General features: G+C 56.0%; 25 protein-coding genes and 5 pseudogenes. 12 read left to right on the top strand and 18 right to left on the bottom strand.

The genetic code is table 11. The annotated features are described in order from the left end of the window. The 7 genes and pseudogenes from rpsG to fkpA all read right to left on the bottom strand — a co-directional run bounded on the left by rpsG (position 1) and on the right by fkpA (position 3831). The gene (gene rpsG / locus WLO32_RS01710; RefSeq protein ID WP_017803037.1) at positions 1–471 is read right to left on the bottom strand and encodes a 30S ribosomal protein S7; all 471 of its coding nucleotides are present in this window, start codon (positions 469–471) and stop codon (positions 1–3) included. Between the two features lie 96 nt (positions 472–567). Further along, positions 568–942 carry a 30S ribosomal protein S12 gene (gene rpsL / locus WLO32_RS01705; RefSeq protein WP_003023654.1) on the bottom strand — a complete coding sequence of 125 codons (375 nt, stop codon included), beginning with the start codon at positions 940–942 and terminating at the stop codon, positions 568–570. 124 nt (positions 943–1066) lie between these two features. After that, on the bottom strand, positions 1067–1354 hold the full coding sequence (gene tusB, locus WLO32_RS01700) for a sulfurtransferase complex subunit TusB (RefSeq protein WP_435946983.1): 288 nt from the start codon (positions 1352–1354) through the stop codon (positions 1067–1069). 7 nt (positions 1355–1361) lie between these two features. Then, positions 1362–1721: a sulfurtransferase complex subunit TusC gene (gene tusC, locus WLO32_RS01695; protein ID WP_435946982.1), complete on the bottom strand. Its 360-nt coding sequence runs from the start codon at positions 1719–1721 to the stop codon at positions 1362–1364. Further along, positions 1721–2107 (bottom strand): sulfurtransferase complex subunit TusD, encoded by a 387-nt coding sequence (tusD, locus tag WLO32_RS01690; RefSeq protein ID WP_435946981.1) that lies wholly within the window; start codon positions 2105–2107, stop codon positions 1721–1723. Before tusD ends, tusC begins: the two co-directional genes overlap by 1 nt. Continuing rightward, on the bottom strand, positions 2108–2830 hold the full coding sequence (locus WLO32_RS01685; protein ID WP_435946980.1) for a helix-turn-helix transcriptional regulator: 723 nt from the start codon (positions 2828–2830) through the stop codon (positions 2108–2110). Positions 2831–3011: 181 nt separating this feature from the next. Continuing rightward, positions 3012–3831, bottom strand: a pseudogene (fkpA, locus tag WLO32_RS01680) (FKBP-type peptidyl-prolyl cis-trans isomerase). 225 nt (positions 3832–4056) lie between these two features. On the opposite strand from fkpA, the gene WLO32_RS01675 reads away from it, so the two are divergent. Continuing rightward, a complete protein-coding gene (locus tag WLO32_RS01675; RefSeq protein ID WP_435946979.1) occupies positions 4057–4275 on the top strand; it encodes a protein SlyX in 219 nt (72 codons plus the stop codon). A gap of 46 nt (positions 4276–4321) precedes the next feature. Here WLO32_RS01675 and slyD read toward each other — a convergent pair whose 3' ends face one another. The 4 genes and pseudogenes from slyD to kefG form a co-directional block, all read right to left on the bottom strand. Continuing rightward, the gene (gene slyD / locus WLO32_RS01670; RefSeq protein ID WP_121267442.1) at positions 4322–4900 is read right to left on the bottom strand and encodes a peptidylprolyl isomerase; all 579 of its coding nucleotides are present in this window, start codon (positions 4898–4900) and stop codon (positions 4322–4324) included. Positions 4901–4999: 99 nt separating this feature from the next. Next, positions 5000–5200 carry a YheV family putative zinc ribbon protein gene (locus tag WLO32_RS01665; protein ID WP_435946978.1) on the bottom strand — a complete coding sequence of 67 codons (201 nt, stop codon included), beginning with the start codon at positions 5198–5200 and terminating at the stop codon, positions 5000–5002. 12 nt (positions 5201–5212) lie between these two features. After that, entirely contained in the window at positions 5213–7018 is a 1806-nt protein-coding gene (gene kefB, locus WLO32_RS01660; protein ID WP_435946977.1) for a glutathione-regulated potassium-efflux system protein KefB, read from the bottom strand. Continuing rightward, positions 7018–7582, bottom strand: a pseudogene (gene kefG / locus WLO32_RS01655) (glutathione-regulated potassium-efflux system ancillary protein KefG). The gene kefB and the pseudogene kefG overlap by 1 nt, the downstream one beginning before the upstream one ends. A gap of 125 nt (positions 7583–7707) precedes the next feature. Here kefG and WLO32_RS01650 point away from each other — a divergent pair. Next, complete coding sequence (locus WLO32_RS01650) at positions 7708–9612, top strand: ABC transporter ATP-binding protein (RefSeq protein ID WP_435946976.1); 1905 nt, start codon at positions 7708–7710, stop codon at positions 9610–9612. Between the two features lie 20 nt (positions 9613–9632). Here the strand turns inward: WLO32_RS01650 and WLO32_RS01645 are convergent, their stop codons facing one another. After that, entirely contained in the window at positions 9633–10232 is a 600-nt protein-coding gene (locus WLO32_RS01645) for a LysE family translocator (RefSeq protein ID WP_435946975.1), read from the bottom strand. A gap of 62 nt (positions 10233–10294) precedes the next feature. Between WLO32_RS01645 and WLO32_RS01640 the strand changes: the two genes are divergently transcribed. The 3 genes and pseudogenes from WLO32_RS01640 to WLO32_RS01630 all read left to right on the top strand — a co-directional run bounded on the left by WLO32_RS01640 (position 10295) and on the right by WLO32_RS01630 (position 12463). Next, a complete protein-coding gene (locus WLO32_RS01640) occupies positions 10295–11311 on the top strand; it encodes a hydrolase (protein ID WP_435946974.1) in 1017 nt (338 codons plus the stop codon). A 1-nt stretch (position 11312) separates the two neighbouring features. After that, complete coding sequence (locus WLO32_RS01635) at positions 11313–11531, top strand: YheU family protein (protein ID WP_121267448.1); 219 nt, start codon at positions 11313–11315, stop codon at positions 11529–11531. A gap of 61 nt (positions 11532–11592) precedes the next feature. Next, positions 11593–12463: pseudogene (locus WLO32_RS01630) on the top strand (phosphoribulokinase). A 26-nt stretch (positions 12464–12489) separates the two neighbouring features. On the opposite strand, the gene WLO32_RS01625 reads toward WLO32_RS01630, so the two are convergent. Then, on the bottom strand, positions 12490–12894 hold the full coding sequence (locus WLO32_RS01625) for an OsmC family protein (protein WP_435946973.1): 405 nt from the start codon (positions 12892–12894) through the stop codon (positions 12490–12492). Between the two features lie 315 nt (positions 12895–13209). Between WLO32_RS01625 and crp the strand changes: the two genes are divergently transcribed. Together crp and WLO32_RS01615 are read left to right on the top strand one after the other, a co-directional pair. Next, positions 13210–13842: a cAMP-activated global transcriptional regulator CRP gene (gene crp, locus WLO32_RS01620; RefSeq protein WP_000242758.1), complete on the top strand. Its 633-nt coding sequence runs from the start codon at positions 13210–13212 to the stop codon at positions 13840–13842. Between the two features lie 63 nt (positions 13843–13905). Beyond that, entirely contained in the window at positions 13906–15996 is a 2091-nt protein-coding gene (locus tag WLO32_RS01615) for a YccS/YhfK family putative transporter (RefSeq protein ID WP_435946972.1), read from the top strand. A 44-nt stretch (positions 15997–16040) separates the two neighbouring features. On the opposite strand, the gene argD is transcribed toward WLO32_RS01615, so the two are convergent. The 5 genes and pseudogenes from argD to ppiA form a co-directional block, all read right to left on the bottom strand. Beyond that, positions 16041–17261: a bifunctional acetylornithine/succinyldiaminopimelate transaminase gene (gene argD, locus WLO32_RS01610; RefSeq protein ID WP_435946971.1), complete on the bottom strand. Its 1221-nt coding sequence runs from the start codon at positions 17259–17261 to the stop codon at positions 16041–16043. 88 nt (positions 17262–17349) lie between these two features. Next, positions 17350–17914, bottom strand: a pseudogene (gene pabA, locus WLO32_RS01605) (aminodeoxychorismate synthase component 2). 33 nt (positions 17915–17947) lie between these two features. Then, positions 17948–18550 carry a putative adenosine monophosphate-protein transferase Fic gene (locus WLO32_RS01600; RefSeq protein ID WP_435946970.1) on the bottom strand — a complete coding sequence of 201 codons (603 nt, stop codon included), beginning with the start codon at positions 18548–18550 and terminating at the stop codon, positions 17948–17950. Then, positions 18540–18710: a YhfG family protein gene (locus WLO32_RS01595; protein ID WP_435946969.1), complete on the bottom strand. Its 171-nt coding sequence runs from the start codon at positions 18708–18710 to the stop codon at positions 18540–18542. Before WLO32_RS01595 ends, WLO32_RS01600 begins: the two co-directional genes overlap by 11 nt. 107 nt (positions 18711–18817) lie before the next feature. Next, complete coding sequence (gene ppiA, locus WLO32_RS01590; RefSeq protein ID WP_435946968.1) at positions 18818–19390, bottom strand: peptidylprolyl isomerase A; 573 nt, start codon at positions 19388–19390, stop codon at positions 18818–18820. 280 nt (positions 19391–19670) lie between these two features. Here ppiA and tsgA point away from each other — a divergent pair, with 280 nt between their 5' ends. The 5 genes and pseudogenes from tsgA (at position 19671) to cysG (ending at position 26371) form a co-directional block, all read left to right on the top strand. Beyond that, positions 19671–20858, top strand: coding sequence for an MFS transporter TsgA (gene tsgA, locus WLO32_RS01585; protein WP_435946967.1), 1188 nt, complete (start codon positions 19671–19673; stop codon positions 20856–20858). Between the two features lie 317 nt (positions 20859–21175). Further along, positions 21176–23726: pseudogene (gene nirB, locus WLO32_RS01580) on the top strand (nitrite reductase large subunit NirB). After that, positions 23723–24049 (top strand): nitrite reductase small subunit NirD, encoded by a 327-nt coding sequence (gene nirD, locus WLO32_RS01575; RefSeq protein WP_435946966.1) that lies wholly within the window; start codon positions 23723–23725, stop codon positions 24047–24049. Before nirB ends, nirD begins: the two are co-directional and overlap by 4 nt. Before the next feature lie 128 nt (positions 24050–24177). Beyond that, on the top strand, positions 24178–24984 hold the full coding sequence (gene nirC / locus WLO32_RS01570; RefSeq protein WP_435946965.1) for a nitrite transporter NirC: 807 nt from the start codon (positions 24178–24180) through the stop codon (positions 24982–24984). A gap of 13 nt (positions 24985–24997) precedes the next feature. Then, entirely contained in the window at positions 24998–26371 is a 1374-nt protein-coding gene (cysG, locus tag WLO32_RS01565) for a siroheme synthase CysG (protein ID WP_435946964.1), read from the top strand. The last annotated feature ends 36 nt before the right edge of the window (positions 26372–26407 follow it).

Here is a 26407-nt window from a genome sequence, read left to right as displayed (position 1 = left end):
TTACCAACGGTAGTGAGCGAACGCCTTGTTGGCTTCAGCCATACGGTGAACGTCTTCACGTTTCTTAACTGCAGTACCTTTGTTCTCTGCAGCATCAGAAAGTTCGTTCGCCAGGCGAAGAGCCATGGATTTATCACCGCGTTTACGAGCAGCTTCTACGATCCAACGCATTGCCAGGGCATTACGACGAACCGGACGGACTTCTACTGGAACCTGATAAGTAGAACCACCTACGCGGCGGGACTTAACTTCGACAGTCGGACGAACGTTGTCCAGAGCGACTTCGAAAGCTTCCAGTTCGTTTTTACCAGAACGCTGAGCCAGGGTCTCCAGCGCGGTATAGACGATTGCTTCTGCAGTAGATTTTTTACCATCTACCATCAGGATGTTTACAAATTTGGCCAGCAGTTCTGATCCGAACTTAGGATCCGGCAGAATTTTACGTTGACCAATGACGCGACGACGTGGCATGGAAATACTCCGTTGTTAATTCAGGATTGTCCAAAACTCAAAGAGTTTAGTTTTGACATTAATTTAAAACGTTTGGCCTTACTTAACGGAGAACCATTAAGCCTTAGGACGCTTCACGCCGTACTTGGAACGAGATTGCTTACGGTCTTTAACGCCGGAGCAGTCAAGCGCACCACGAACGGTGTGGTAACGAACACCTGGCAAGTCTTTAACACGACCACCACGGATCAGGATCACGGAGTGCTCCTGCAGGTTGTGACCTTCACCACCGATATAGGAGGTAACTTCAAAACCGTTAGTCAGACGAACACGGCAAACTTTACGCAGTGCGGAGTTCGGTTTTTTTGGAGTGGTGGTATATACACGAGTACATACACCACGTTTTTGCGGGCAGGCTTCCAGCGCAGGCACGTTGCTCTTTGCAACTTTGCGTGCGCGTGGTTTGCGAACCAGCTGGTTAACTGTTGCCATTAAATAGCTCCTGGTTTTAGCTTTTGCTTCGTAAACACGTAATAAAACGGCCTCATATAATATGAGGACGCAGAATTTTAGGGCTGAGCCGAAAAGGTGTCAAGAAATATACAGCGATCCTGGATTACCAGGCGATCTGCCGTTCGTGTTTAACCGTCAATCTGACGAAGTCATTATAGCTGACCGTGTCGATTTTGGATGAAATTTGAGCAATCAGGCCGCGTGCTTCGAGATCTTCGCGCAGAGCGCTAACAGATATGGGGGCCGCGAGCAGCAATTCAAGGTAGCGGCTCTCCTTTATTGCGGCAATCACGCCATCCTGCAGCAGGAGCAAATCATCCCCTTCCCTTACGCAGCGTAAGAGCGTCTCCAGATCGGCGTTAAAAGGCGAGTGGCTTAAAATATGCAGCATGGGCGCCTCAGAAGGTAAGTACCACATCAAACTGATGCAGCGTTTCCCGCAGCGCATTCGGGGTCAGCAGGTCAACGTCTATGACCCACGCGCTGTTTTCAGATAACCCGCGCTCGCGCGCTGACTCGGCGCAAAGGTAGCACTGCTCAATATCATAGAGCGGCAGCACGCGAAACGTGGAGATGTAATCACGGGAGAGAATTTTATCGGGCTGCTGGCCCGGCAAGATTTGCAGCACGCCATCGCCCACGAAGAAAACGCCGATATCTTCGGACAGCGCGGAGGTGGCGAGCAGAGCGTCCAGCCCTTCGCGCCCGGCCGAGGTGCCGTGCGGGGCGGACTTAAATACAAACGCAACGCGTTTCATCAGAACTGCACCATTCTTTCACAGGTGAGCGAAGCTTCCGCAAGCGCACCCAGTCCGCTCAATGTAAAACCTGGCTGGAGGTTGCTCGCGGTAAGACCGTGCCGTTTTGCCTCGGCGTCATCGAGCACCCCACGGCGCAACGCGGCCGCGACGCAAATATGCAGCTCCACGCCATGCCGATCGTGAAGCTCCTGCCAGGCCCGCACTATATCCGCTTCATCGCTCGCCGGCGTCGTCAGGGCGTTGGCGTTGAACACGCCTTCCCGGTAGAAAAAAACGCAGCCCAGCTCATGCCCCTCGGCGATAACCGCCCGCGCAAACTGCAGCGCGCTGCTCGCCTGTTGAGTGCCGTAAGCCGGGCCAGTCACCATAATGGCGAAACGCATTTACTTTTCCTGTCCCAGGAAATCGCCGTTTTTGAACTGGCGAATATAGAGATAGACCGTGTGCTTGGAAATGTTCAAACGGTCCGCCACCTGGTTAATGGCGTCTTTGATATCGAAGATGCCTTTCTCATACAGGTTGAGGACAATCTGACGATTCTTAGCGTTATTGGAGACGTTACGATCCGCGTTCACCTCTTCGATGGTGAACTCCAGGGTTTGCATCACCAAATCCTCCACGGAGGAGGCGAAGTTTACGGAAGAAGGCACTTCCTGCGACTCCGGCGGCGTGAAGGTCGACATAATCTGCGAGAAAGGCACGTCCAGATTCATGTTGATGCACAGCAGGCCAATCACGCGCTGGTCGCGATTGCGGATGGCGATAGTAACGGATTTCATCAGCACGCCGCTTTTAGCGCGCGTGAAGTAACATTTAGAGACGCTGCTGTCTGCTCCGGTCATATCGTGGAGCATGCGCAGCGCCAGATCGGTAATCGGTGAACCAATTTTTCGCCCGGTGTGCTCGCCGTTTGCAATGCGAATGGCTGAACACTTCAGATCCTGAAGGGAATGCAGCACGATTTCGCAATGGGAACCAATCAGCATCGCTAACCCATCGACGACCGCCTCATAGGATTTTAATATTTCGAAGTCGGTTTGTTCAAAGGGACGCTGGTCCAGCAGGTCGAGCTCGCTGGTTTCGTTGGTTAAAAGCGAATTGGACATTTAAAAATACCACCCTCTACAGAGAGCCTGTCGCGCTTTAGTGGTGTCAGGGCAGACTCAAAACTCAGTTGAAACGCTGACAGCTAAGGTAATACACCGTAAGACCCGCTTTCCAGTTTTTATTATTATATCCCGCTACAAATAAAAAACCGCCGCCCCAGGGGCGGCGGTTAAGCGCTGCTTATTTATTCTTCGCAGCGTCCGCTTCCGCAGCGACGTCAGGCTTGGCGTCGGCTTTCGGAGCCGGTTTGATATCCAGCAGCTCTACGTCAAAGACCAAAGTAGAGTTAGCAGGGATTCCCGGCACGCCGGTTTTGCCGTAGGGCCAGCTCAGGTGGGATAACCATCTTGATTTTGCCGCCTTTCTTGATGTTTTTCAGGCCTTCGGTCCAGCCCGGGATAACGCCGTCCAGACGGAAAGAGAGCGGCTCGCCGCGGGTATAGGAGTTGTCGAACTCTTTACCGTCGATCAGCGTACCTTTGTAGTTTACGACTACGGTGTCGCTGTCTTTTGGCGCATCGCCGCTGCCTTCTTTATCTACTTTGTACAGCAGGCCGGTAGAGGAGGTTTTCACGCCTTTCTCTTTGGCAAAGGTATCGCGGAAGGCTTTGCCTTTGTCCGCGTTCTCTTTCGCGTCTTTTTCCATTTTCGCCTGGGCGGAAGTCTTCACGCGGGCTTCAAACGCCTGCAGAGTCTGCTCGATTTCCTGGTCGGTCAGCTTGCTCTTATCGGCAAACGCGTCCTGAACGCCGGCGATAAGCTGGGCTTTATCCAGAGTGATGCCCAGCTTTTCTTGTTCTTTCAGGGAGTTTTCCATGTAACGGCCAAGCGAAGCACCCAATGCGTACGCAGATTTTTGATCGTCATTTTTAAATGCTGCGTTGCCTGCAGGAGCCGCGGCGGCATCTTTTGTGGCAGCGGCCGGAGCAGCAAACGCCGGTGCGCTCAGGGCAACAGCCATCGTGGTCGCCAGAAGCGTTACTTTAAACAATGATTTCATCCATTTCTCCAGGACCGGGGCCTCTAACCCCAAGGTTATTTTTAACTAAGAGACGTACTATAACGTTGCCGGAGAAATCTACACAATCTCCGCGCTCTTTATCGAGTCAAATTCAGACTCTTTTTGTATAAAGAAGTTTCGTGAAGCGGCAAATGGCGCTGTAACGGGCGGTAATTTTCAGTAGAATCGCGGGAATTGTCCATCTGCAGGCCAAAGAGGTAAGCCATGCAACAAAAAACGACCGAACAGCGACTGGAAGAACTTGAGAGTCGTCTCGCTTTCCAGGAGATAACCATAGAAGAGTTAAATCAGACGGTAACGGCTCACGAACTGGAGATGGTCAAACTGCGCGAGCATTTTCGTTTACTGGTGGAAAAACTAAAGGCCAGCCAGCCGTCGATGATGGCTTCCCAGGCCGAGGAGACTCCGCCTCCGCATTACTAAAAAGAAAAGGCGTGTCTCAGACACGCCTTTTTTTATCGCTTAAGGCTTAGTGGCAGCCGCAGCCGCCGTTACCGCCGCAGCCACCTTTACCGTGGTCATGGTCGTGATCGTGGCCGTGACCACCGCAGCAGCCGTCACCGTGTTCGTGGTGATGATCGTGTTCGCCGTGAACGTGGCCATGAGCCAGCTCTTCAGCGGTTGCTTCACGAATGGCGATAACCTCAACGTTGAAGTTCAGGTTCTGGCCTGCCAGCATGTGGTTGCCGTCAACCACAACGTGGTCGTCTTCAACTTCGGTGATTTCAACCGGCACCGGACCCTGGTCGGTTTCCGCCATAAAGCGCATGCCGACCTGCAGTTCGTCAACGCCCATAAACACGTCTTTCGGTACGCGTTGTACCAGGTTTTCGTCATACTGGCCGTAAGCGTCGTTAGCGCCGACGGATACGTCAAACTTATCGCCAACAACGTGACCTTCCAACGCTGTTTCCAGGCCAGAGATCAGGGAACCGTGACCATGCAGGTAGTCCAGCGGCGCACTCACCGGAGACTCATCAACCAACACACCGTCTTCTGTACGTACCTGATAGGCTAGGCTGACCACCAGGTCTTTTGCTACTTTCATGATATCTCCTGAGCGAGCGTGGGGAAAAAAACTGGCGACGATTGTAGCGGAAATCTACGCCGGTGTACCCTTAAGCTTAAAAAAACTCGGGGCTTCCCGCTAGTCCGGATGAAAAATGCCTATTACCTGCTCCTGTTCGCGCACGTGCTCACGGGCCTGTTTGTCCGCTTCGCGCATCTGGTGCCCGCACTTAACGCATTCAACGATATCGATATTATTCTCGCGCCACATGGCGAGAGAGTCCTGCGCCTTGCAATGAGGACACACGGCACCGGCAATAAAACGCTTGCGCACTGACATTGGCTTCACCTTCTATTCAAACTCGTCCCAGCCATCAAGCTGGCGACGCTCTTGTTGCATTTCGCGTTCAAAGATCTCTTCCAGCTCCCGACGCGCCTCTCTTACTCTGGAAATCTGCGCGTTATCGGTATGGACCGGGATAAGCTCGCGCAGCATGCGCATATCCAGACGACGGAAATGCTGTTGCGCGCGATGCGCCTGATGAGGATGCATACCGAGCGTCATCAGGGTCTTGCGCCCTAACTCCAGCGCGCTGGAGAACGTTTCGCGCGAGAATTGCTTCACGCCGGCCTGTAACAGCTCGTGCGCTTCCACACGTCCCCTGGCCCGCGCCAGAATCGACAGGTGCGGAAAGTGTTGTTGACATAGATGGACGATCTTCATCGTATCTTCCGGCTCGTTGCAGGTGATAACGATAGATTTCGCCGCTTCCGCGCCCGCGGAACGCAGCAGCTCAAGCTCCGTCGCGTCGCCGTAATACACTTTATAGCCGTATTTACGCATCAGGCTGACGGAGCTGATATCCCGCTCCAGCACGGTAATACGCATTTTATTGGCCATCAGCAGGCGGCCGATCACCTGCCCAAAGCGCCCGAAGCCGACGATAATCACCTGCGGATGATCGTCTTCCACATAAGGCTTCTCGTCCGGCTCTTCATCGCTGTTAAAACGCCGCGCCAGAACGGCGTCCACGCCCTTCATTAATAATGGCGTGGTCATCATGGACAAGGTGACCGTCACTAACAGCAGCGGCATCTGATCGTTGTGAAACAGCTTTTGCGAAGAGGCGGTAGAAAAAAGGACGAAGGCAAATTCTCCGCCCTGGCTTAGCACGCCGGAAAACTGCAGCCTTTCAGAACTGCGCAAACCGTAAAGGTGGGAGATGCCGTACAGCACGACAAACTTCACCGCCACCAGCACGATAACGCTGAGCACCACGAATAACAGATGGGTATAGAGCACGCCGAGGTTCAGCGCCATCCCGACGGAGATAAAAAACAGCCCCAGCAGCAATCCCTTAAAGGGATCGATGGCGATTTCCAGCTCGTGCCGGTATTCGCTTTCCGCCAGCAGTATGCCGGCGATAAACGTTCCCAGCGCCATCGAAAGCCCCAGCATATCCATAAACAGCGCCGACCCCAGCACCAGCAGCAGCGCCGCGGCCGTAAAGACCTCACGCACGCCGGAGCCGGCGATAAAGCGGAACAGCGGCCGCAGCAGATAACGCCCGCCAATCAGCATGCCGGCGAAAGCGACGACCTTGAAGCCGACCTTTATCCAGTCCGTGTGGCCGTTGTCATTGCCCGCCAGCAGCGGCACAAGCGCCAGCGCCGGAATGACCGCGAGATCCTGAAACAGCAGCACGGAAAAGCCCAGCTGCCCCGCCTCGTTACGGTTCATTCCCTTATCGCGCATCAGCTGCAGCGCCATCGCCGTCGACGACATAGCAAGCCCGATACCGCCGATAACAGCGGCCTGCCAGGAGAACTTCGTCAGCATCAGCAGCCCGGCAAGAATAACGGCGCTTAAGATAACCTGCGCCGCGCCGACGCCGAAAATCGAACGCCGCAGCTGCCAGAGTTTTGCCGGATTCAGCTCAAGCCCGATGATAAACATCAGGAACACCACGCCCATCTCAGAGAAATGCAGGATTTCGTCCACGTCGCTGATAAAGCCTAATCCCCAGGGCCCGATAGCGATGCCCGCCAGCAAATAGCCCAGCACCGCGCCGATCCCTAAGCGGGCGGCAATCGGAACCGCGACCACCGCGGCAAATAAAAACAGCACGCCGGCAAACAGTAAGTCAGGACTTTCCATCAGCGTCCTCCCGGCGGTAACGGCGAAGCCAGCCAGTCGCCGTAGGCTTTCGCGTGGCTGGCTAACTCCCCGGGAGACTGTCGCCGCGCCCAGTAAACGATGATGGGGTTCATCCAGTGCATGCGGCACATGGCCGCCGTCAGCTCAAAGGGCCGCAAAATATCGGTCAGGGGAGAACGGTTAAAGCCATCGTGACGGTAAGCGCCCTCCGGCTCTCCCGTGGTGATGACGCTCCGCCAGTACTTTCCCGCCAGAGCCGTGCCTCCAACGCCGCTGGCAACGCCGCTGGCAAAGCCGCGGCTTAGCACGCGGTCCAGCCACTCTTTGAGCAGCGCCGGACAGCTATAGGTATAAAGCGGGTGTTGGAAGACGATGACATCGTGTTCCTGCAGCAGCGCCTGCTCCTGATAGATATCGATAAAAAAATCGGGATAGTGCGCGTAAAGATCGTGCACGGTAACATTTTCAAGCTGCTCGGGCCGGTTGGAGCAAAACCCGGTTTGCGACCGAGTCCTGAGATTCCGGATGGGCATACAGCAGCAAAACTTTCGGCGGCTGCGACATCATTACCCTCCAGGGCGTCGTCATAGTGATTTTTTTGGGCTACCATGCAGCCCGACGCGATACCCAACGCATCACGTTACCTGAATATAATGACAATTTAACATACTCTGAACATACGGCGCTTTATGATTGTTTTCTCCTCGTTACAAATTCGTCGCGGCACCCGCGTTCTGCTGGATAACGCCACCGCCACCATAAACCCGGGCCAGAAAGTCGGCCTGGTGGGTAAAAACGGCTGCGGCAAATCCACGCTGCTTGCGCTGTTAAAGAACGAGATTAGCGCCGATGGCGGAAGTATGACCTTCCCCGGCAACTGGGCGCTGGCCTGGGTTAATCAGGAAACCCCGGCGCTGGAAATGCCCGCTATTGAATATGTTATCGACGGCGATCGGGAGTTCCGTCAGCTTGAGGCCGAGCTGGCGCAGGCGAACGAGCGCAACGACGGCCACGCCATCGCCATCGTACACGGCAAGCTTGATGCGGTTGACGCCTGGACTATCCGCTCCCGCGCTTCAAGCCTGCTGCACGGGCTGGGATTTAGCAACGAACAGCTCGAACGTCCGGTCAGCGACTTCTCCGGCGGCTGGCGCATGCGTTTAAACCTGGCGCAGGCGCTGATTTGCCGTTCAGATTTACTGCTGCTCGACGAACCGACCAACCACCTGGATCTGGATGCGGTAATCTGGCTGGAAAGATGGCTAAAAAGCTATCCCGGCACGCTGATCCTTATCTCTCATGACCGCGACTTCCTCGACCCGGTGGTGGGCAAAATCATTCATATCGAACAGCAAAGCATGTTCGAGTACACCGGCAACTACTCTTCGTTCGAGGGCCAGCGCGCGACCCGCCTTGCCCAGCAGCAGTCGATGTACGAAAGCCAGCAGGAACGCGTTGCGCACCTGCAAAGCTTTATCGATCGTTTTAAGGCGAAGGCCTCGAAGGCGAAGCAGGCGCAAAGCCGCGTTAAAATGCTCGAACGTATGGAGCTTATCGCTCCGGCGCACGTGGATAACCCGTTCCACTTCAGCTTCCGCGCGCCGGAAAGCTTGCCTAACCCGCTTTTGCGGATGGAAAAGGTCAGCGCGGGCTACGGCGATCGCGTGATCCTTAACTCCATCAAACTTAACCTGGTTCCCGGCTCGCGTATCGGCCTGTTAGGCCGCAACGGCGCGGGTAAATCAACGTTGATTAAGCTGCTGGCGGGCGAGCTGGCTCCGCTACAGGGCGATATCGGCCTGGCGAAAGGCATCAAGCTTGGTTACTTTGCCCAGCACCAGCTCGAATATCTGCGGGCCGATGAGTCGCCGCTCCAGCATCTGGCGCGCATTGCGCCTAAAGAGCTGGAACAGCAGCTGCGCGATTATCTCGGCGGCTTCGGCTTCCAGGGCGATAAGGTTACCGAGCAAACGGCCCGTTTCTCAGGCGGCGAAAAAGCCCGCCTGGTGCTGGCGCTGGTGGTCTGGCAGCGCCCTAACCTGCTGCTGCTCGATGAACCGACTAACCACCTCGACCTCGATATGCGCCAGGCGCTGACCGAAGCGCTGATTGATTTTGAAGGCGCGCTGGTGGTGGTTTCCCACGACCGTCACCTGCTGCGCTCAACCACCGACGATCTCTATCTGGTGCACGATGGAAAAGTCGAAGCCTTCGACGGCGACCTGGAAGATTATCAGCAGTGGCTAAGCGACCTGCAAAAGCAGGACAACCAGCCGGAAGACGGGGCGAAGGACAACGCCAACAGCGCGCAGGCGCGTAAGGATCAGAAACGCCGGGAGGCCGAGTTACGCACCCAGACCCAGCCGCTGCGCAAGCAAATCACCCAGCTTGAAAAGCAGATGGAAAAGCTGAACGCGCAGCTGGCGGCGGTGGAAGAGAAGCTGGCTGACAGCGCCATTTACGATCAAAGCCGCAAGGCCGAAATGACCGAATGCCTGCAAACCCAGGTGAAGGTCAAATCCGCGCTGGAGGAGTGTGAAATGGAATGGCTGGACGCCCACGAACAGCTTGAACAAATGATGCAGGGCGAGTAATCGCCCCCATCAATGCTGGTTTAGCGCCAAATCAGCAGCACGCAGGCCGCCGTCAGCAGGCCCATCAAGACGTTGAAAATGGCCCAGGCGCGGCGGCTGCGCAGCAGTTTGCCAATCAGGCTGCCAAAGCCGATCCAGATGGCGCCCGCCACAATGTTCACCAGCGCGATACCGAGGCTGATTAACACCACGGAATGCAGATACTCCGCACCGGCAAGGCTAAAACTGGCTACCGCCCCAAGCGCCATTAGCCATGCTTTCGGGTTGATAAGCTGAAGCAGCCCACCCTGCCAGAACGGAATGGGCGCCGGCGGCGGAGCATCCGTTTCCAGACGCTCGTAGGTCGCCGTACCAATTTTCCACGCCAGCCATAAAAGATAAGCGCTGCCGGCAATTTTTAGAATAAGGTGCAGCGCAGGGTAAATCAGAATCAGGCTGCCCACGCCGCAGGCCACCAGCAGCAAAATGCACTGCATGCCCAGCATGATGCCGATCATCAGCGGTAAGCTGCGCCAGAAACCGTAGTTGGCTCCGGAAGAGGTAAGTAACGTATTATTAGGACCCGGGGTGATAGCTGCGACCCAAAGAAAACCAAGCATTGAAAAGAAAAGCGTTTCCATAACGTGGGTGCTCCACACCCAAAGGTAATAATTAGCAAACAAAATGAAACTAACAGTGTGATATGGATCAGACAAGCCCTGCAGAATTGAATTTTAATCATGATGACGGCCAGGATTTCCGTCCAATGCGCGGATTGAGCAACCCCCACCTGCAAACTATGCTGCCGCGCGTGATCCGTCGTCGTGTCAAATTTAAACCCCACTGGCAGCGTCTCGATATGCCGGATGGAGATTTCGTCGATCTCGCCTGGAGCGAAGATCCGGCTGCGGCCGTCGATAAACCGCGCCTGGTGGTTTTCCATGGTCTGGAGGGCAGCCTGCACAGCCCCTATGCTCACGGCCTGATTGAAGCGGCTAAAAATCGCGGCTGGCTGGGCGTGGTTATGCACTTCCGCGGCTGCAGCGGCGTGCCCAACCGCATGCAGCGCATCTACCATTCCGGCGAAACCGAGGACGGCACCTTTTTCCTTAACTGGCTGAACCAGCGCTATGGCGATGCGCCCACGGCGGCGGTCGGCTTCTCCCTCGGCGGCAACATGCTGGCCTGCCTGATGGCGAAACAGGGCGTGGACTGTACTTTAAAAGCGGGCGTTGTGGTCTCGGCCCCGCTGATGCTTGAGCAGTGCTGCTACCATATGGAACAGGGTTTCTCGCGTTTCTATCAGCGCTACCTGTTAAACCTGCTTAAAAAGAACGCCGCGCGGAAACTCAGAAGTTATCCCGGCACGCTTCCTGTCGATTTAAGACAGCTGAAAGGCGTGCGCCGCATCCGCGATTTTGACGATCTGATTACCTCGAAAATCCACGGCTTTGCCGACGCGCTGGACTACTACCGCCGGTGCAGCGCCATGCCTTTGCTGCCGGATATTGCTAAACCCACGCTCATTATCCATGCTAAAGACGATCCCTTTATGGATCACCATGTCATTCCTGATAAGGCATCGTTACCCACAAATATTGAATATCAACTCACCAGTCATGGCGGACACGTCGGCTTTGTCGGCGGCACGCTGCGTAAACCGGAAATGTGGCTTGAGCAGCGCATCCCCGACTGGCTGACGAGATATCTGGACCACTAAGATGATTATTCCCTGGCAGGATCTCGACGCGGAAACGCTCGACAATCTTATCGAATCCTTTGTGTTACGCGAGGGTACGGATTATGGTGAACAGGAACGCTCGCTGTCGCAGAAGGTCGCCGATGTGAAACGACAGCTGCAAAGCGGCGAAGCGGTTTTGGTCTGGTCAGAGCTTCATGAAACGGTGAATATTATGCCGCGCGGGCAGTTCCGCGGCTGACCCTTGTCATGGGGCGCGGTCTGTACTGCATAATTCTTACAATCCATGGAGTTGTTGCCCTATGTCAGCCAAACATCCGGTTATCGCCGTCACGGGATCCAGCGGTGCGGGAACCACCACCACAAGCCTTGCCTTTCGCAAGATTTTTCAGCAGCTGAACCTGCGCGCCGCGGAGGTCGAAGGGGACAGCTTCCACCGTTATACCCGTCCGGAAATGGATTTGGCTATCCGCAAAGCGCGCGACCTTGGCCGCCACATCAGCTATTTCGGCCCTGAGGCCAACGATTTCAGCCTGCTTGAGCAGACCTTTGCTGAATACGGGCGCAGCGGCCAGGGCAAATCCCGTAAATATCTCCATACGTATGATGAAGCCGTGCCCTGGAACCAGGTGCCGGGAACCTTTACGCCGTGGCAGCCTTTGCCAGAGCCGACGGACGTCCTCTTTTACGAAGGGCTGCACGGCGGCGTAGTCACCCCGCAGCACGACGTGGCGAACCACGTCGACCTTTTGGTAGGCGTGGTGCCCATCGTTAACCTTGAGTGGATCCAAAAGCTGGTGCGCGACACCAGCGAACGCGGCCCATTCCCGGGAAGCGGTGATGGACTCGGTCGTCAGATCGATGGATGACTACATCAACTACATCACCCCGCAGTTCTCGCGCACCCATATCAACTTCCAGCGCGTGCCAACGGTAGATACGTCTAACCCCTTTGCGGCGCGCGGCATTCCGTCGCTGGACGAAAGCTTCGTGGTTATTCACTTCCGCGGGCTGGATGACATTGATTTCCCATATCTGTTGGCCATGCTGCAGGGATCTTTCATTTCCCACATCAATACGTTGGTGGTGCCCGGCGGGAAAATGGGGCTGGCGATGGAGCTTATCATGACGCCGCTGGTGCAACGGCTGGCGGAAGGCAGAAAGGTCGTTTAGGGCGGCGCCCGCCGCCCTGAAGCGCGTTAAGCTTCGATCACTTCATAGCTGTGCGTGATGTTTGCGGCTTTCTCAAGCATCAGCGCTACCGAACAGTATTTCTCAGCGGAGAGATCCACCGCGCGGGACACGGCGTTGTCCTTCAGGTCTTTGCCGGTCACGATGAAATGCAGATTAATGTGCGTGAACAGGCGCGGGGCTTCTTCACGGCGCTCGGACGTCAGCTTCACTTCGCAATCCTTCACGTCGTGGCGGCCTTTTTGCAAAATGGACACCACGTCGATGGCGCTGCAGCCGCCGACCGACATCAGTACCATCTCCATCGGACTGGGCGCCTTATCGCCTGAATTGCCGTCCATCAGGATCTGGTGGCCCGAAGCCGATTCGCCCAGGAAAGTTAACCCCTCAACCCATTTAACTCGTGCCTGCATGTTGCTTACTCCTGTTGAAGAAATTTCCTTTCAGAGTACGCGGATGCGGTAAAACTGGCAACGGAAGGCGACCTGCATCATGCTGAAACGAGACAATAGGAGACACTTGTCAAAAGCTATGCTAAAACAATCCGGATGCAACATTTGATACATTGACGTGATAAATGTCTGCAGAGGACATCACTAATTACAGGCGGCAAGATTGACTTGCAGGCCATTTCCCCCGAGTGGGAAATATTCTAACGATTGCAACGCCGGGCAGGAGGTTTTGCATCCTGTCTTTGGTAGCCAGTTTATAACAGAGGATAACCGCGCATGGTGCTTGGCAAACCGCAAACAGACCCGACACTCGAATGGTTCTTGTCCCATTGCCACATTCATAAGTATCCATCAAAGAGCACGCTGATTCACCAGGGTGAAAAAGCAGAGACGCTGTACTACATCGTCAAAGGCTCCGTGGCAGTGCTGATTAAGGATGAAGAGGGTAAGGAAATGATCCTCTCCTACCTGAACCAGGGCGATTTTATCGGTGAATTAGGCCTGTTTGAAGAAGGCCAGGAGCGCAGCGCCTGGGTTCGTGCGAAAACCGCATGCGAAGTGGCCGAAATTTCCTATAAAAAGTTCCGTCAGCTTATCCAGGTTAATCCGGACATCCTGATGCGTCTGTCTTCCCAGATGGCGCGTCGCCTGCAGGTCACGTCAGAAAAAGTAGGCAACCTCGCCTTCCTCGACGTTACCGGCCGCATCGCTCAGACGCTGCTGAACCTGGCAAAACAGCCGGACGCTATGACCCACCCGGACGGCATGCAGATTAAAATCACCCGCCAGGAAATCGGTCAGATCGTCGGTTGCTCCCGCGAAACCGTAGGCCGCATCCTGAAAATGCTGGAAGATCAAAACCTGATTTCCGCTCACGGTAAAACGATCGTCGTTTACGGCACTCGTTAATTCCTGTTCACAAAATGGCGTGTCGCTTCGGTAACACGCCATTTTTGTCTCTACACTTCTGATATGTGGCGTCGACTGATCTACCATCCCGAAGTTAACTACGCACTGCGACAAACGCTGGTGCTGTGTCTTCCCGTGGCGGTAGGCCTGATTCTGGGCAATCTGCAGGCCGGGCTGATGTTCTCGTTAGTGCCCGCGTGCTGCAATATTGCCGGTCTGGATACGCCTCATAAACGCTTCTTCAAGCGGTTAATCATCGGCGGCGGCCTGTTCGCCATCAGCAGTCTGCTGATGCAGCTGATGCTGCTGTACACGCCCGTGCCGCTTCCGGTCATTCTTCTGGGTATGGCGCTGCTGCTGGGTGTCACCGCCGAAATCAGCGCGCTCCACGCCCGCCTGCTGCCCGCCTCGCTCATCGCCGCTATTTTTACCCTCAGCATGGCCGGGAATATGCCCATCTGGAAACCGATGCTGCTTTATGTTTGCGGCACCGTCTGGTACGGAGCGTTCAACTGGTTCTGGTTCTGGATGTGGCGCGAACAGCCGCTTCGTGAATCCTTAAGCCTGCTCTACCGCCAGCTTGCGGACTATTGCGAGGCCAAGTACGGCCTGCTGACCCAGCACACGGATCCTGAAAAAGCGCTGCCGCCTTTGCTGGCCCGCCAGCAAAAAGCCGTCGATCTGATCACCGTTTGTTACCAGCAGCTGCACATGCTGGCGGCGAATCAGCAGAACGGCTACAAGCGCCTGCTGCGCGCCTTCCAGGTGGCGCTCGATTTACAGGAGCACATCTCCGTTAGCCTGCATCAGCCGGAAGAGGTGCAAAAGCTCGTCGAGCAAAGCCACGCCGAGGCGGTGATACGCTGGAACGCGCAGACTATCGCGGCGCGTTTACGCGTGCTGGCCGACGATATCCTTTATCACCGCTACCCGAAGCGGTTTGTGATGGATAAACAAATCGAAGCGCTGGAAAAAATTGCCCGTCAGAACCCGGACAACCCGGTCGGGCAGTTCTGCCACTATCACTTCAGCCGCATCGCGCGCGTGCTGCGAACCCAGCGTCCTTTATATGTTCGCGACCTGATGGAGGACCGCCAGCGTCGTCTGCCGCTGTGGGCCGCCCTTAAAAGCTACCTGTCATTTAAATCCGCCGCGCTGCGTAACTCAGCGAGGCTCGGCGTCATGCTGACCGTGGCCAGCCTGCTCGGCGCCTCTTTGCATTTGCCCAAGCCCTACTGGATCCTGATGACCGTTATGTTCGTGACGCAAAACGGCTACGGCGCGACGAGGGTGCGTATTCTGCACCGTTCGGCCGGCACCATGGCCGGCCTTGCCATCGCGGGCATCGCCCTGCACTTCCACTTTCCGCAGTATATTGCGCTCACCGCGATGCTTATTATCACGCTGGTAAGCTATCTCTTTATCCGCAAAAGCTACGGCTGGGCGACCATTGGCTTTACCGTTACCGCCGTTTATACCCTGCAGCTGATCACCCTAAGCGCCGAGCAATACATTGTGCCCCGCCTGATAGATACCCTGCTCGGCTGCCTGATCGCCTTTGGCGGCATGGTCTGGCTGTGGCCACAGTGGCAAAGCGGCCTGCTGCGTCAGAACGCCCACGACGCGCTGGAAACCGATCAGGAAGCCATCCGTTTGATTTTAAGCAGCGATCCCAGGCCCACGCCGCTGGCCTGGCAGCGCATGCGGGTCAACCAGGCCCACAACGCGCTGTTTAACTCCTTAAACCAGGCGATGCAGGAGCCGGGCTTTAACTCGAATTATCTGGAAGATATGAAGCTGTGGGTAACGCACAGCCAGTTTATCGTTGAGCATGTCAACGCGATGACGACCCTTGCCCGCGAACACAATATGCTCACGCCGGAGCTGGCGCAGCGTTACCTGCAGGCGTGCGAAATCGCCCTGCAAAGATGCCAGCAGCGGCTTGAATATGACGGGCCCGGGGAGACGAAAGACGCGGTTATTCTGGATGCAGAAGCGCTGCCCACCGGGCCGTTAAGCACCATGGAGCAGCATTTACAGCGGGTGCTGGGGCATCTTAACACCATGCACACCATTTCTTCAGTGGCATGGCGTCAGCGCCCGCATCATGGGATCTGGCTAAACAGCAGCCTGCGGCGGCCGCAGGGAGGGTAAAAGCCATCCGCTAAACGCCGCATGACGCAGGCTTTATGGCCCGGCTAAGCCTTGGCGATCTTGCCGACGGCTTTCGCAAAGCGCCGCATGCCCTCTTCGATGTCCGCGTCATCCACAATCAACGATGGCGCGAAGCGCATCACGTCCGGGCCGGCATTCAGCACCATCACCCCTTCATCAGCGGCGGCGTACAGGAATTCACGGGCGCGGCCCTTATACTCCGGCTTCAGCTCTGTGCCGATCAGCAGCCCCATGCCGCGAATATCGCTGAACAGATTGAACTGCTCATCGATCTGCCGCAGATGCTTCACGAACAGCTGACGTTTTTGCGCAACGCCTCTTAGCACTTCCGGCGTGTTGATAATATCGAATGCGGCGCCGGCTACGGCGCAGGCCAGCGGATTGCCGCCGTAGGTTGAACCATGGGCGCCGACGTGGAAGGCGGAAGCAATTTCCTGGGTCGTCAGCATCACGCTTACCGGGAAACCGCCGCCGAGGGCTTTGGCGCTGGTGAGGATGTCCGGCGTCACGCCGTAGTGCATATAGGCGAAGAGTTCGCCGATACGTCCCATGCCGCACTGCACTTCATCGAACACCAGCAGCGCGTTGTGCTCATCGCACAGCTCGCGCAGCCCTTGCAGGAATTCAGGCGTTGCGGCGGTAACGCCGCCCTCGCCCTGAATCGGCTCCACGACAATCGCGCAGGTATGATCGTCGATGACGGCCTTTACCGCGTGCAGGTCGTTAAACGGAACGTGGATAATATCGGCAGGTTTCGGGCCGAAGCCGTCGGAATACTTCGGCTGTCCGCCAACCGAAACGGTAAACAGCGAGCGGCCGTGGAAAGCGTTATGGAAGGCGATAATTTTGGATTTGTACGGGCTATGGCGGGTAGAAGCGTAGTAGCGCGCAAGCTTAAAGGCAGTTTCGTTGGCTTCCGTACCTGAGTTCATAAACAGCACGCGCTCGGCAAAAGTTGCCTCAATCAGCTTACGGCCCAGACGCAGGGCGGGTTCGTTCGTAAAGACGTTGCTGGTGTGCCACAGCGTTTCGCCCTGGGTTTTCAGCGCCGCCACCAGCGCCGGATGGCAGTGGCCCAGCGCCGTAACCGCAATGCCCCCAGCAAAATCAACGTATTCTTTACCCTGCTGATCCCATACCCGGCTGCCCTTACCCTTTACCGGAATAAACTCGGCTGGTGCATAAACCGGCAGAATAACTTCATCAAAGGTCGCGCGGTTAATTGCTGATTGTTCAGTTGCCATTGATTCCCCATCCAGTTTTATACAGAAGAGATTCGTGAAAATATAATCACGAAATATGCATAAAAAATCATTAGCTGGCAATAAAAAATCACCGATTCAGGAAATTGGCCAGCAGCTGATGGCCCTGCTCGCTGAGGATGCTTTCAGGGTGGAACTGCACCCCTTCCAGATCCAGCGTACGGTGGCGGATGCCCATGATTTCGCCTTTGTCGGTCCAGGCGGCGATCTCAAAACCGTCTGGCAAAGTGGCGGGGTCGATAAGCAGCGAGTGGTAACGCGTCACGGTAAGAGGATTATTCAGGCCGCTGAATACGCCGCTGTCGTTGTGGGAAATAACAGAAGTTTTGCCGTGCATCACCTGGTCTGCGCGGATAATTGCAGCGCCAAACGCCTGGGCAATGGCCTGATGGCCGAGGCAAACCCCAAGGATCGGCAGCCGTCCTGCAAAATGCGCAATGGCGGCAAGCGAGATGCCGGCCTCGGTCGGCGTGCAGGGGGCCCGGAGAGATCACGAGTTTTGCAGGCGCCAGAGCGGCGATTTGCGCAAGCGTAATGTCATCGTTGCGCTTTACCACCACTTCGGCGCCGAGCTCGCAAAAATACTGATACAGATTCCAGGTGAAGGAATCGTAATTGTCGATAAGCAGTAACATGGCGGCTCCGGCAGAAAGAAGAACCGCGCTATTCTATTCGCTTTCCCTCGCCTCGCTCACCACTTTAGTAAAAATCGCCGTGAGCGGCTTAAGATCGCCCAGCGCCCCCGCCTGGTTCGCGGCTTGCCACGTATCCTGCTCGGCTTCGCTCCAGTCGAGCATGTAGCCCGCATGGATCGCCAGCTGCTCGAAGAACACGCGCTGCGCCCGGCCGCTGCCGATACGGAACGGATGCAGAACGTTTATTTCGCAATAGTAATGCGCGAGGCGCTCGATAAACTCCGGCTTCTCAAGGTCGCTCAGGTAGCGTTCATCCTCCAGCTCCTGCATCAGATCGTTGCCTTCGTTTTCAATGTACTCGAAGTGGCAGAAACGGGTATCGCCCTGATAGATATCGACCTTTCTTAACTCGCCCGCCCAGTCGTACACGTCCTGGAAAAGCTGCTGATGGATAGAACACAGCCACGGCAGGCCCATGCGCATCGGGCCAAGCTCGATGGTTGCCGCCCGTAGCGCGGTCAGCTGAAGCTCGGCCTCTTTCAGCCGCTCGGCCTCACGAATATCAAGCCGGTTGCGCAGCACGTGAATACCAGACCAGAAATAGGGATCGCGCCCTTCGCCGAATTTATCGCTCATAGTGACCCCGCAGTTCGCTGATGCGCGCCAGAGCTTCATCACGCGTAAGCGTAATCAGCGGTACTTCCAGGCCTTCCAGCCGGTTGCTGGCCTGGAAAGATCGGCTGCGCTGCTGCTGCCACAGACGGGATTTTTGCTTCTCGGTGAGTTTCTTGCCCATATCGCCTCCCTTATTTCGCCACTGGTTTGCCACAAGTATAAGCGGCATTGCGCACAGTTGCCGGGGAGCGGGCAGAGCGCGGGTCAAACCAACCCGCGCGCAAGGAATTAAGGCAGGACTTTTGCGGAGAGGATAACTATCGGTTTTGACGGAACATTCTGGTAAGGACCGACGTCGTGGGACTGAACCTGAGAAATCTTGTCGGCCACTTCCATCCCTTTCACAACTTTACCAAACACCGCATAACCGAAATCGCGCTGGCCGTGATCGAGGAAAGCGTTGTCCGCGACGTTAATAAAGAACTGGCTGGTGGCGCTGTCTTTATCCGCGGTACGCGCCATGGCGACGGTGCCGCGGGTATTGCGCAGGCCGTTATCCGCTTCATTTTTAATCGGCGGGTTCGGCTGCTTTTGATTCATATCTTCAGTAAAGCCGCCGCCCTGCACCATAAAGCCCGGAATGACCCGATGAAAGGTGGTGTTGTTATAGAAGCCGCTGTTGACGTAATCAACGAAATTCTTCACCGATACGGGAGCTTTTTGGCTATTTAATTCCAGCTCAATATTACCGGCAGAGGTCGTTAACAGGACGTGAGGATCGCCGCTTGCCGCCAGTGCAAGGGGGGAAACAGCCGAGATGGCGAATACAGCTGCAACAGCCGCCAGAGTCGATTTGAGCATCAGAAATTCCTTACGAAGGCAGTGAATGAAGCAAGTGGCTAGAGTGTAAAGAGGAGCAGCGGCGGGTGCCAGCCCTTTACGGTTTTTTACTTTTCAATAAATCAATAAGTTGCACGAATGAATCTGTTTTACAGATTGAAATATGTGAGCTGATTCATGAAACGAATGGTAATTTTTAAACATAATTACATTGAATGTTTAAATCGATCACGTTCACGGCTAAAATTCACTCGCCCACGGCGCTGTCAACGCGCTTTACACTTCTATTCACAGGCAAGATATGACTAACAGCAACCGTACCAAGCTGCTATGGATCAGCTTTTTCTCCTACGCCCTGACCGGCGCGTTGGTGATTGTCACCGGGATGGTGATGGGAAACATCGCAGAATATTTCCAGCTGCCCGTCTCCAGCATGAGCAACACCTTTACCTTCCTGAATGCTGGCATTCTGATTTCAATCTTCCTGAATGCCTGGCTGATGGAAATTGTGCCGCTGAAAACGCAGCTGCGTTTTGGCTTCCTGCTGATGGTACTGGCGGTAGCCGGCCTGATTCTGGGCCATAACCTGACTATCTTCTCCGCCTCGATGTTCGTTCTGGGTCTGGTCAGCGGCATTACCATGTCGATCGGTACTTTCCTCATCACCCATATGTATGAAGGCCGTCAGCGCGGTTCCCGCCTGCTGTTTACCGACTCCTTCTTCAGCATGGCAGGGATGATTTTCCCGATGGTCGCCGCGATTCTTCTGGCGCGCAGCATTAACTGGTACTGGGTCTATGTCTGCATCGGCCTGGTGTACGTCGCCATCTTCCTGCTGACTTTGGGCTGTGAATTCCCGGCGCTGGGCAAACATGCGAAGGAAACGCACGCACAGCCGGTGGCGAAAGAAAAATGGGGCATCGGCGTGCTGTTCCTCTCCGTAGCGGCGCTGTGCTACATCCTCGGCCAGCTGGGCTTTATCTCCTGGGTTCCTGAATACGCGAAAAGCCTCGGCATGAACATCAACGACGCGGGCAAGCTGGTCAGCGATTTCTGGATGTCGTATATGGTGGGCATGTGGGTATTCAGCTTCGTGCTGCGTTTCTTCGACCTGCAACGCATTCTGATGGTGCTGGCGGGTGCCGCGACCGTGCTGATGTACCTGTTCAACACCGGCGAACCTGCGCACCTGGCGTGGTTTATCCTGGCTCTGGGCTTCTTCTCCAGCGCAATTTACACCACCATCATTACTCTGGGTTCCCTGCAGACCAAAATCGCTTCGCCGAAGCTGGTTAACTTCGTGCTGACCTGCGGCACCATCGGCACCATGCTGACCTTCGTGGTCACCGGCCCGATTGTGGCCCACAGCGGCCCGCACGCGGCGCTACAGACCGCAAACGGCCTGTATGCGGTGGTCTTCGTCATGTGCATGGCGCTTGGTCTGGTGACCAAACACCGCCAGCATAATACGGCGGCGGCGGCGCACTAAGCCCGACCCCTCTCCCATCTTCGGGAGAGGGTTTCCCTTCCGGCACGTCTTCTCTGCTTTCGGTCGTCTCCGGCGCCTGTTACTCAGTTTTTTATCATCCTTATTACTCTTTTTTTACTTCACGCCTGGCAAGCCCTCTCCTGCCCTCGCCGCGGGCTTTTGACGAAAAACCAACCAATTCCATAACTTATAAAAAAACTATTTAAATCAACCATATACTCCTTAAGTGGTATACAAAGGCGTATTTGATTTGCATCAATAATCGCCTTTGCTGAATCGTTAAGGTAGGCGGTAATAGAAAAGAAATTGAGGCAATTATGAGCAAAGTCAGAATCGCAATTATCGGTAATGGCATGGTCGGCCATCGCTTTATCGAGGACTTACTTGATAAGGCCCAGCCCGGCGAGTTCGACATTACCGTCTTTTGTGAAGAGCCGCGCAAAGCCTATGACCGCGTGCATCTCTCTTCCTATTTTTCCCACCATACCGCTGAAGAATTATCCCTGGTCCGCGACGGCTTCTACGAGAAGCACGGCGTCAACGTGCTGGTGGGCGAACGCGCCATCACCATCAATCGCCAGGAAAAAGTGATCCACTCGAATACCGGCCGTACCGTGTATTACGACAAGCTGGTTATGGCTACCGGCTCCTATCCGTGGATCCCGCCGATTAAAGGGTCCGAAACGCAGGACTGCTTCGTCTACCGCACCATTGAAGACTTGAACGCTATCGAAGCCTGCGCGCGCCGTAGCAAACGCGGCGCCGTGGTCGGCGGCGGGCCTGCTCGGCCTGGAAGCCGCGGGCGCCCTGAAAAACCTTGGCGTGGAAACCCACGTTATCGAATTCGCGCCGATGCTGATGGCGGAACAGCTCGACCAGATGGGCGGCGAGCAGCTGCGCAATAAAATCGAAAGCATGGGCGTGCGCGTTCACACCAGCAAAAACACCCTTGAGATTGTTCAGGAAGGAAAAGAAGCGCGTAAAACCATGCGTTTCGCCGACGGTAGCGAGCTTGAAATCGACTTTATCGTCTTCTCAACCGGTATCCGTCCGCGTGATAAGCTGGCGACCCAGTGCGGCCTTGCCACAGCGCAGCGCGGCGGTATCGTGATTAACGACAGCTGCCAGACCTCCGACCCGGACATCTACGCTATCGGCGAATGCGCCAGCTGGAATAACCGCGTGTTCGGTCTCGTGGCGCCGGGCTACAAGATGGCCCAGGTTACCGCGGATCACCTGCTGAACAACGCAAACGCCTTTGAAGGCGCGGACATGAGCGCCAAGCTCAAGCTGCTGGGCGTGGACGTGGGCGGCATTGGCGACGCGCACGGCCGCACGCCAAACTCACGCAGCTACGTTTATCTCGACGAAAGCAAAGAAGTTTATAAACGCCTGGTGGTCAGCGAAGACAACAAAACCCTGCTGGGCGCGGTGCTGGTGGGCGACACCAGCGATTACGGCAACCTGCTGCAGCTTGTTCTGAACGCCATTGAGCTGCCGGAAAACCCGGACGCGCTGATTCTGCCTGCGCACGCAGGCAGCGGCAAACCTTCCATCGGCGTAGACAAACTGCCGGACACCGCGCAGATCTGTTCTTGCTTCGACGTCACCAAAGGCGACCTGGTTAACGCCATCAATAAAGGCTGCCACACCGTGGCGGCGCTGAAAGCGGAAACCAAGGCCGGTACCGGCTGCGGCGGCTGTATTCCGCTGGTAACCCAGGTGCTGAACGCCGAGCTGGCCAAACAGGGCATCGAAGTAAACAACAACCTGTGCGAGCACTTCGCGTTCTCCCGCCAGGAGCTTTATCATCTTATCCGCGTGGAAGGGATTAAATCCTTCGACGAGCTGCTGAGCAAATACGGCCAGGGCTACGGCTGCGAAGTCTGTAAGCCAACCGTCGGCTCCCTGCTCGCCTCCTGCTGGAACGACTATATTCTCGAACCGCTGCACACCCCGCTGCAGGACACCAACGACAACTTCCTCGGCAATATCCAAAAAGACGGCACCTACTCGGTGATCCCACGTTCCGCCGGCGGTGAAATCACGCCTGAAGGCCTGATGGTCGTCGGCCGTATCGCCCGTGAATACAACCTGTACACCAAAATCACCGGCTCCCAGCGTATCGGCCTGTTCGGCGCGCAGAAAGACGACCTGCCGGAGATCTGGCGCCAGCTGATTGAAGCGGGCTTTGAAACCGGCCACGCCTACGCGAAAGCGCTGCGCATGGCGAAAACCTGCGTCGGCAGCACCTGGTGCCGTTACGGCGTGGGCGACAGCGTAGGCTTCGGCGTCGAGCTTGAAAACCGCTACAAGGGCATCCGCACCCCGCACAAAATGAAGTTCGGCGTTTCCGGCTGCACCCGCGAATGCGCGGAAGCGCAGGGTAAAGACGTGGGCATTATCGCCACCGAAAAAGGCTGGAATCTGTACGTGTGCGGCAACGGCGGCATGAAACCGCGCCATGCGGATCTGCTGGCGGCAGACCTCGATCGCGACACGCTGATCAAATATCTCGACCGCTTCATGATGTTCTACATCCGCACCGCGGATAAGCTGACCCGTACCTCCGTATGGCTGGAAAACCTGGAAGGCGGCATCGGGTATCTGCAACAAGTCATCATCGAAGACAAACTGGGCCTGAACGCCCAGCTTGAAACTGAATTGACGCGTCTGCGCGAGAAAGTGATTTGTGAGTGGACCGAAACGGTGAACAAGCCGGAAGCGCAGGTTCGCTTCAGACACTTTATCAACAGCCCGCAGCGCGATCCGAACGTGCAGGTCGTATCCGAGCGCGAACAGCATCGCCCGGCCACGCCTTACGAGCGTATTCCAGTCACTATGGTTGAAGCGGAGGAAATCGTATGAGCCAGTGGACTACCGTTTGTCAGTTGAACGACATTCTGCCAGCGACCGGCGTTTGCGCCCTGCTGGGCGGCCAGCAGGTGGCGATTTTCCGCCCGCGCAACGACGAGCAAATCTACGCCATCAGCAATATCGACCCGTTCTTTGAGGCGAGCGTGCTGTCGCGCGGGATTATTGCCGAGCACCAGAGCGAACTGTGGGTTGCCAGCCCGCTGAAAAAACAGCGTTTCCGTCTGCGCGACGGGCTGTGTATGGAAGATGAAAGCCGCTCCGTTGCGCACTTTGCCGCCCGCGTTCAGGACGGCATGGTTCAGATCAAAGCTTAATAATATTCTGACCGAAGCGTAGGGTAGAAAAGCATAGCGCTTTTCACCCTACGACCTTCAGGATCGGAAAGCACAAAGCGCCTTTTTTACCTTTTCTTTATTATTTTCAATTATCTGGGATAACAAAAATGTTCACCGATACCATTAATAAGTGTGCGGCGAATGCCGCTCGTATTGCCCGCCTGTCGAAAAACAATCCGCTCGGCTTTTGGATCGCCTCCGCCATGGCCGGCGCCTATGTCGGGCTTGCCATCATCCTTATCTTCACCCTCGGCAATTTGCTCGATCCCGCCGTTCGTCCGCTGGTGATGGGCGCCACCTTCGGTATCGCCCTGACGCTGGTGATTATCGCCGGCTCAGAGCTTTTTACCGGCCACACCATGTTTTTGACCTTCGGCGTTAAAGCGGGAACCCTTTCTCACGGCCAGATGTGGGCTATCCTGCCGCAGACCTGGGCTGGCAACCTGCTGGGCTCCGTGTTTGTCGCGCTGCTGTACAGCTGGGGCGGCGGTAGCCTGCTGCCGGCGGATACCAGCATCGTCCACACCGTTGCGCTGGCAAAAACCACCGCGCCGGCGATGACGCTGTTCTTCAAAGGCGCGCTGTGCAACTGGCTGGTATGCCTTGCGATCTGGATGGCGATACGTACCGAAGGCGCGGCGAAGCTTATCGCTATCTGGTGGTGCCTGCTAGCGTTTATCGCCTCCGGCTATGAACACTCCGTGGCCAATATGACGCTGTTTGCGCTCTCCTGGTTTGGCCACCATAGCGAGGCTTATACGCTGGCCGGCATCGGCCACAACCTGCTGTGGGTAACGCTTGGGAATACGCTTTCCGGCGCGGTATTCATGGGTCTGGGTTATTGGTATGCTACGCCAAAAGCCGAACGACCACGGCCAGAGCGTATCGCTGCGCCTGAAACTGTAAGCCAATAATTGAGGATTGAACGTGGATCACCTGCCCATATTTTGTCAGCTACGAAATCGCGCCTGCCTGCTGGTTGGCGGGGGCGATGTCGCAGAACGTAAAGCACGTTTATTGATGGAGGCAGGTGCGCGCGTCACTGTTAATGCCCTGGACTTTACGCCGCAGTTTAAAGCCTGGGCGCAACAGGGCATGCTGACCCTTGAACAGGGCGAGTTTTCCCCCGCCCTGCTTGACGCCTGCTGGCTGGCGATCGCCGCAACCGATGACGACGAGGTGAATCAGCAGGTCAGCGATACGTGCGAATCCCGCCGCATCTTCTGCAACGTGGTCGACGCGCCTAAGCAGGCAAGCTTTATTATGCCGTCGATTATCGACCGTTCGCCGCTGATGGTCGCGGTCTCTTCCGGCGGCACTTCACCGGTGCTGGCTCGCCTGCTGCGAGAAAAGCTCGAATCCATTCTGCCGCTGCACCTGGGCAAAATTGCCGGCTACGCGGGCACGCTGCGCGGGCGGGTGAAAGCGAAGTTTGCCACCATGGGCGAACGCCGCCGCTTCTGGGAAAAATTCTTTACTAACGATCGCCTGGCGCAATATCTGGCGAACGAAGATAAAAAGGCAATCGACCAGGAAACCGAGTCGATGTTCGCCGCCGAACTCGATCATCGCGGCGAAGTGGTGCTGGTCGGCGCGGGGCCGGGCGATGCGGGATTACTGACCCTTAAAGGCCTGCAGCAGATCCAGCAGGCCGACGTGGTGGTCTATGACCGTCTGGTCTCCGATGACATTATGAACCTCGTACGCCGCGACGCGGACCGCGTCTTTGTCGGTAAACGAGCAGGTTTTCACTGCGTCCCACAGGAAGAGATTAACCAGATCCTGCTGCGCGAGGCGCAAAAAGGTAAACGCGTGGTGCGTCTGAAAGGCGGCGATCCCTTTATCTTCGGCCGGGGCGGCGAAGAGCTGGAAACGCTGTGTCACGGCGGTATTCCCTTCTCCGTTGTGCCGGGGATAACCGCGGCCTCGGGCTGCTCCGCTTATTCCGGCATTCCGTTAACCCACCGCGACTACGCGCAAAGCGTGCGGCTGGTAACGGGGCACCTGAAAACCGGTGGCGAGCTCGACTGGGCGAACCTGGCGGCAGAGAAACAAACGCTGGTGTTCTATATGGGGCTTAATCAGGCGCCGGCCATCGAACAAAACCTTATCAGCCACGGCATGCCTGCGGATATGCCGGTTGCGCTGGTAGAAAACGGCACCTCCGTTAAACAGCGCGTCGTCAACGGAACGCTGAACGAGCTTGGCGAGCTGGCGACGCAGGTTGAAAGCCCGGCGCTGATTATCGTCGGGCGCGTGGTGGCACTGCGCGACAAGCTGAACTGGTTCTCGAATCACTAATAAAAAAGGAGGCTTTCGCCTCCTTTTTTTATCGCT

The sequence above is a fragment of the Dryocola mayonis genome (assembly GCF_051307045.1).
Lineage (GTDB): Bacteria > Pseudomonadota > Gammaproteobacteria > Enterobacterales > Enterobacteriaceae > Dryocola.
Note: the sequence above shows the minus strand (reverse complement) of the source record. Positions and strands in the feature narration are given on the sequence as shown.

Bases quoted from the DNA above. Each gene is read 5' to 3' on its own strand.
- rpsG (WP_017803037.1), bottom strand. From the start codon at position 471: ATGCCACGTCGTCGCGTCATTGGTCAACGTAAAATTCTGCCGGATCCT.
- rpsL (WP_003023654.1), bottom strand. From the start codon at position 942: ATGGCAACAGTTAACCAGCTGGTTCGCAAACCACGCGCACGCAAAGTT.
- tusB (WP_435946983.1), bottom strand. From the start codon at position 1,354: ATGCTGCATATTTTAAGCCACTCGCCTTTTAACGCCGATCTGGAGACG.
- tusC (WP_435946982.1), bottom strand. From the start codon at position 1,721: ATGAAACGCGTTGCGTTTGTATTTAAGTCCGCCCCGCACGGCACCTCG.
- tusD (WP_435946981.1), bottom strand. From the start codon at position 2,107: ATGCGTTTCGCCATTATGGTGACTGGCCCGGCTTACGGCACTCAACAG.
- WLO32_RS01685 (WP_435946980.1), bottom strand. From the start codon at position 2,830: ATGTCCAATTCGCTTTTAACCAACGAAACCAGCGAGCTCGACCTGCTG.
- WLO32_RS01675 (WP_435946979.1), top strand. From the start codon at position 4,057: ATGCAACAAAAAACGACCGAACAGCGACTGGAAGAACTTGAGAGTCGT.
- slyD (WP_121267442.1), bottom strand. From the start codon at position 4,900: ATGAAAGTAGCAAAAGACCTGGTGGTCAGCCTAGCCTATCAGGTACGT.
- WLO32_RS01665 (WP_435946978.1), bottom strand. From the start codon at position 5,200: ATGTCAGTGCGCAAGCGTTTTATTGCCGGTGCCGTGTGTCCTCATTGC.
- kefB (WP_435946977.1), bottom strand. From the start codon at position 7,018: ATGGAAAGTCCTGACTTACTGTTTGCCGGCGTGCTGTTTTTATTTGCC.
- WLO32_RS01650 (WP_435946976.1), top strand. From the start codon at position 7,708: ATGATTGTTTTCTCCTCGTTACAAATTCGTCGCGGCACCCGCGTTCTG.
- WLO32_RS01645 (WP_435946975.1), bottom strand. From the start codon at position 10,232: ATGGAAACGCTTTTCTTTTCAATGCTTGGTTTTCTTTGGGTCGCAGCT.
- WLO32_RS01640 (WP_435946974.1), top strand. From the start codon at position 10,295: ATGGATCAGACAAGCCCTGCAGAATTGAATTTTAATCATGATGACGGC.
- WLO32_RS01635 (WP_121267448.1), top strand. From the start codon at position 11,313: ATGATTATTCCCTGGCAGGATCTCGACGCGGAAACGCTCGACAATCTT.
- WLO32_RS01625 (WP_435946973.1), bottom strand. From the start codon at position 12,894: ATGCAGGCACGAGTTAAATGGGTTGAGGGGTTAACTTTCCTGGGCGAA.
- crp (WP_000242758.1), top strand. From the start codon at position 13,210: ATGGTGCTTGGCAAACCGCAAACAGACCCGACACTCGAATGGTTCTTG.
- WLO32_RS01615 (WP_435946972.1), top strand. From the start codon at position 13,906: ATGTGGCGTCGACTGATCTACCATCCCGAAGTTAACTACGCACTGCGA.
- argD (WP_435946971.1), bottom strand. From the start codon at position 17,261: ATGGCAACTGAACAATCAGCAATTAACCGCGCGACCTTTGATGAAGTT.
- WLO32_RS01600 (WP_435946970.1), bottom strand. From the start codon at position 18,550: ATGAGCGATAAATTCGGCGAAGGGCGCGATCCCTATTTCTGGTCTGGT.
- WLO32_RS01595 (WP_435946969.1), bottom strand. From the start codon at position 18,710: ATGGGCAAGAAACTCACCGAGAAGCAAAAATCCCGTCTGTGGCAGCAG.
- ppiA (WP_435946968.1), bottom strand. From the start codon at position 19,390: ATGCTCAAATCGACTCTGGCGGCTGTTGCAGCTGTATTCGCCATCTCG.
- tsgA (WP_435946967.1), top strand. From the start codon at position 19,671: ATGACTAACAGCAACCGTACCAAGCTGCTATGGATCAGCTTTTTCTCC.
- nirD (WP_435946966.1), top strand. From the start codon at position 23,723: ATGAGCCAGTGGACTACCGTTTGTCAGTTGAACGACATTCTGCCAGCG.
- nirC (WP_435946965.1), top strand. From the start codon at position 24,178: ATGTTCACCGATACCATTAATAAGTGTGCGGCGAATGCCGCTCGTATT.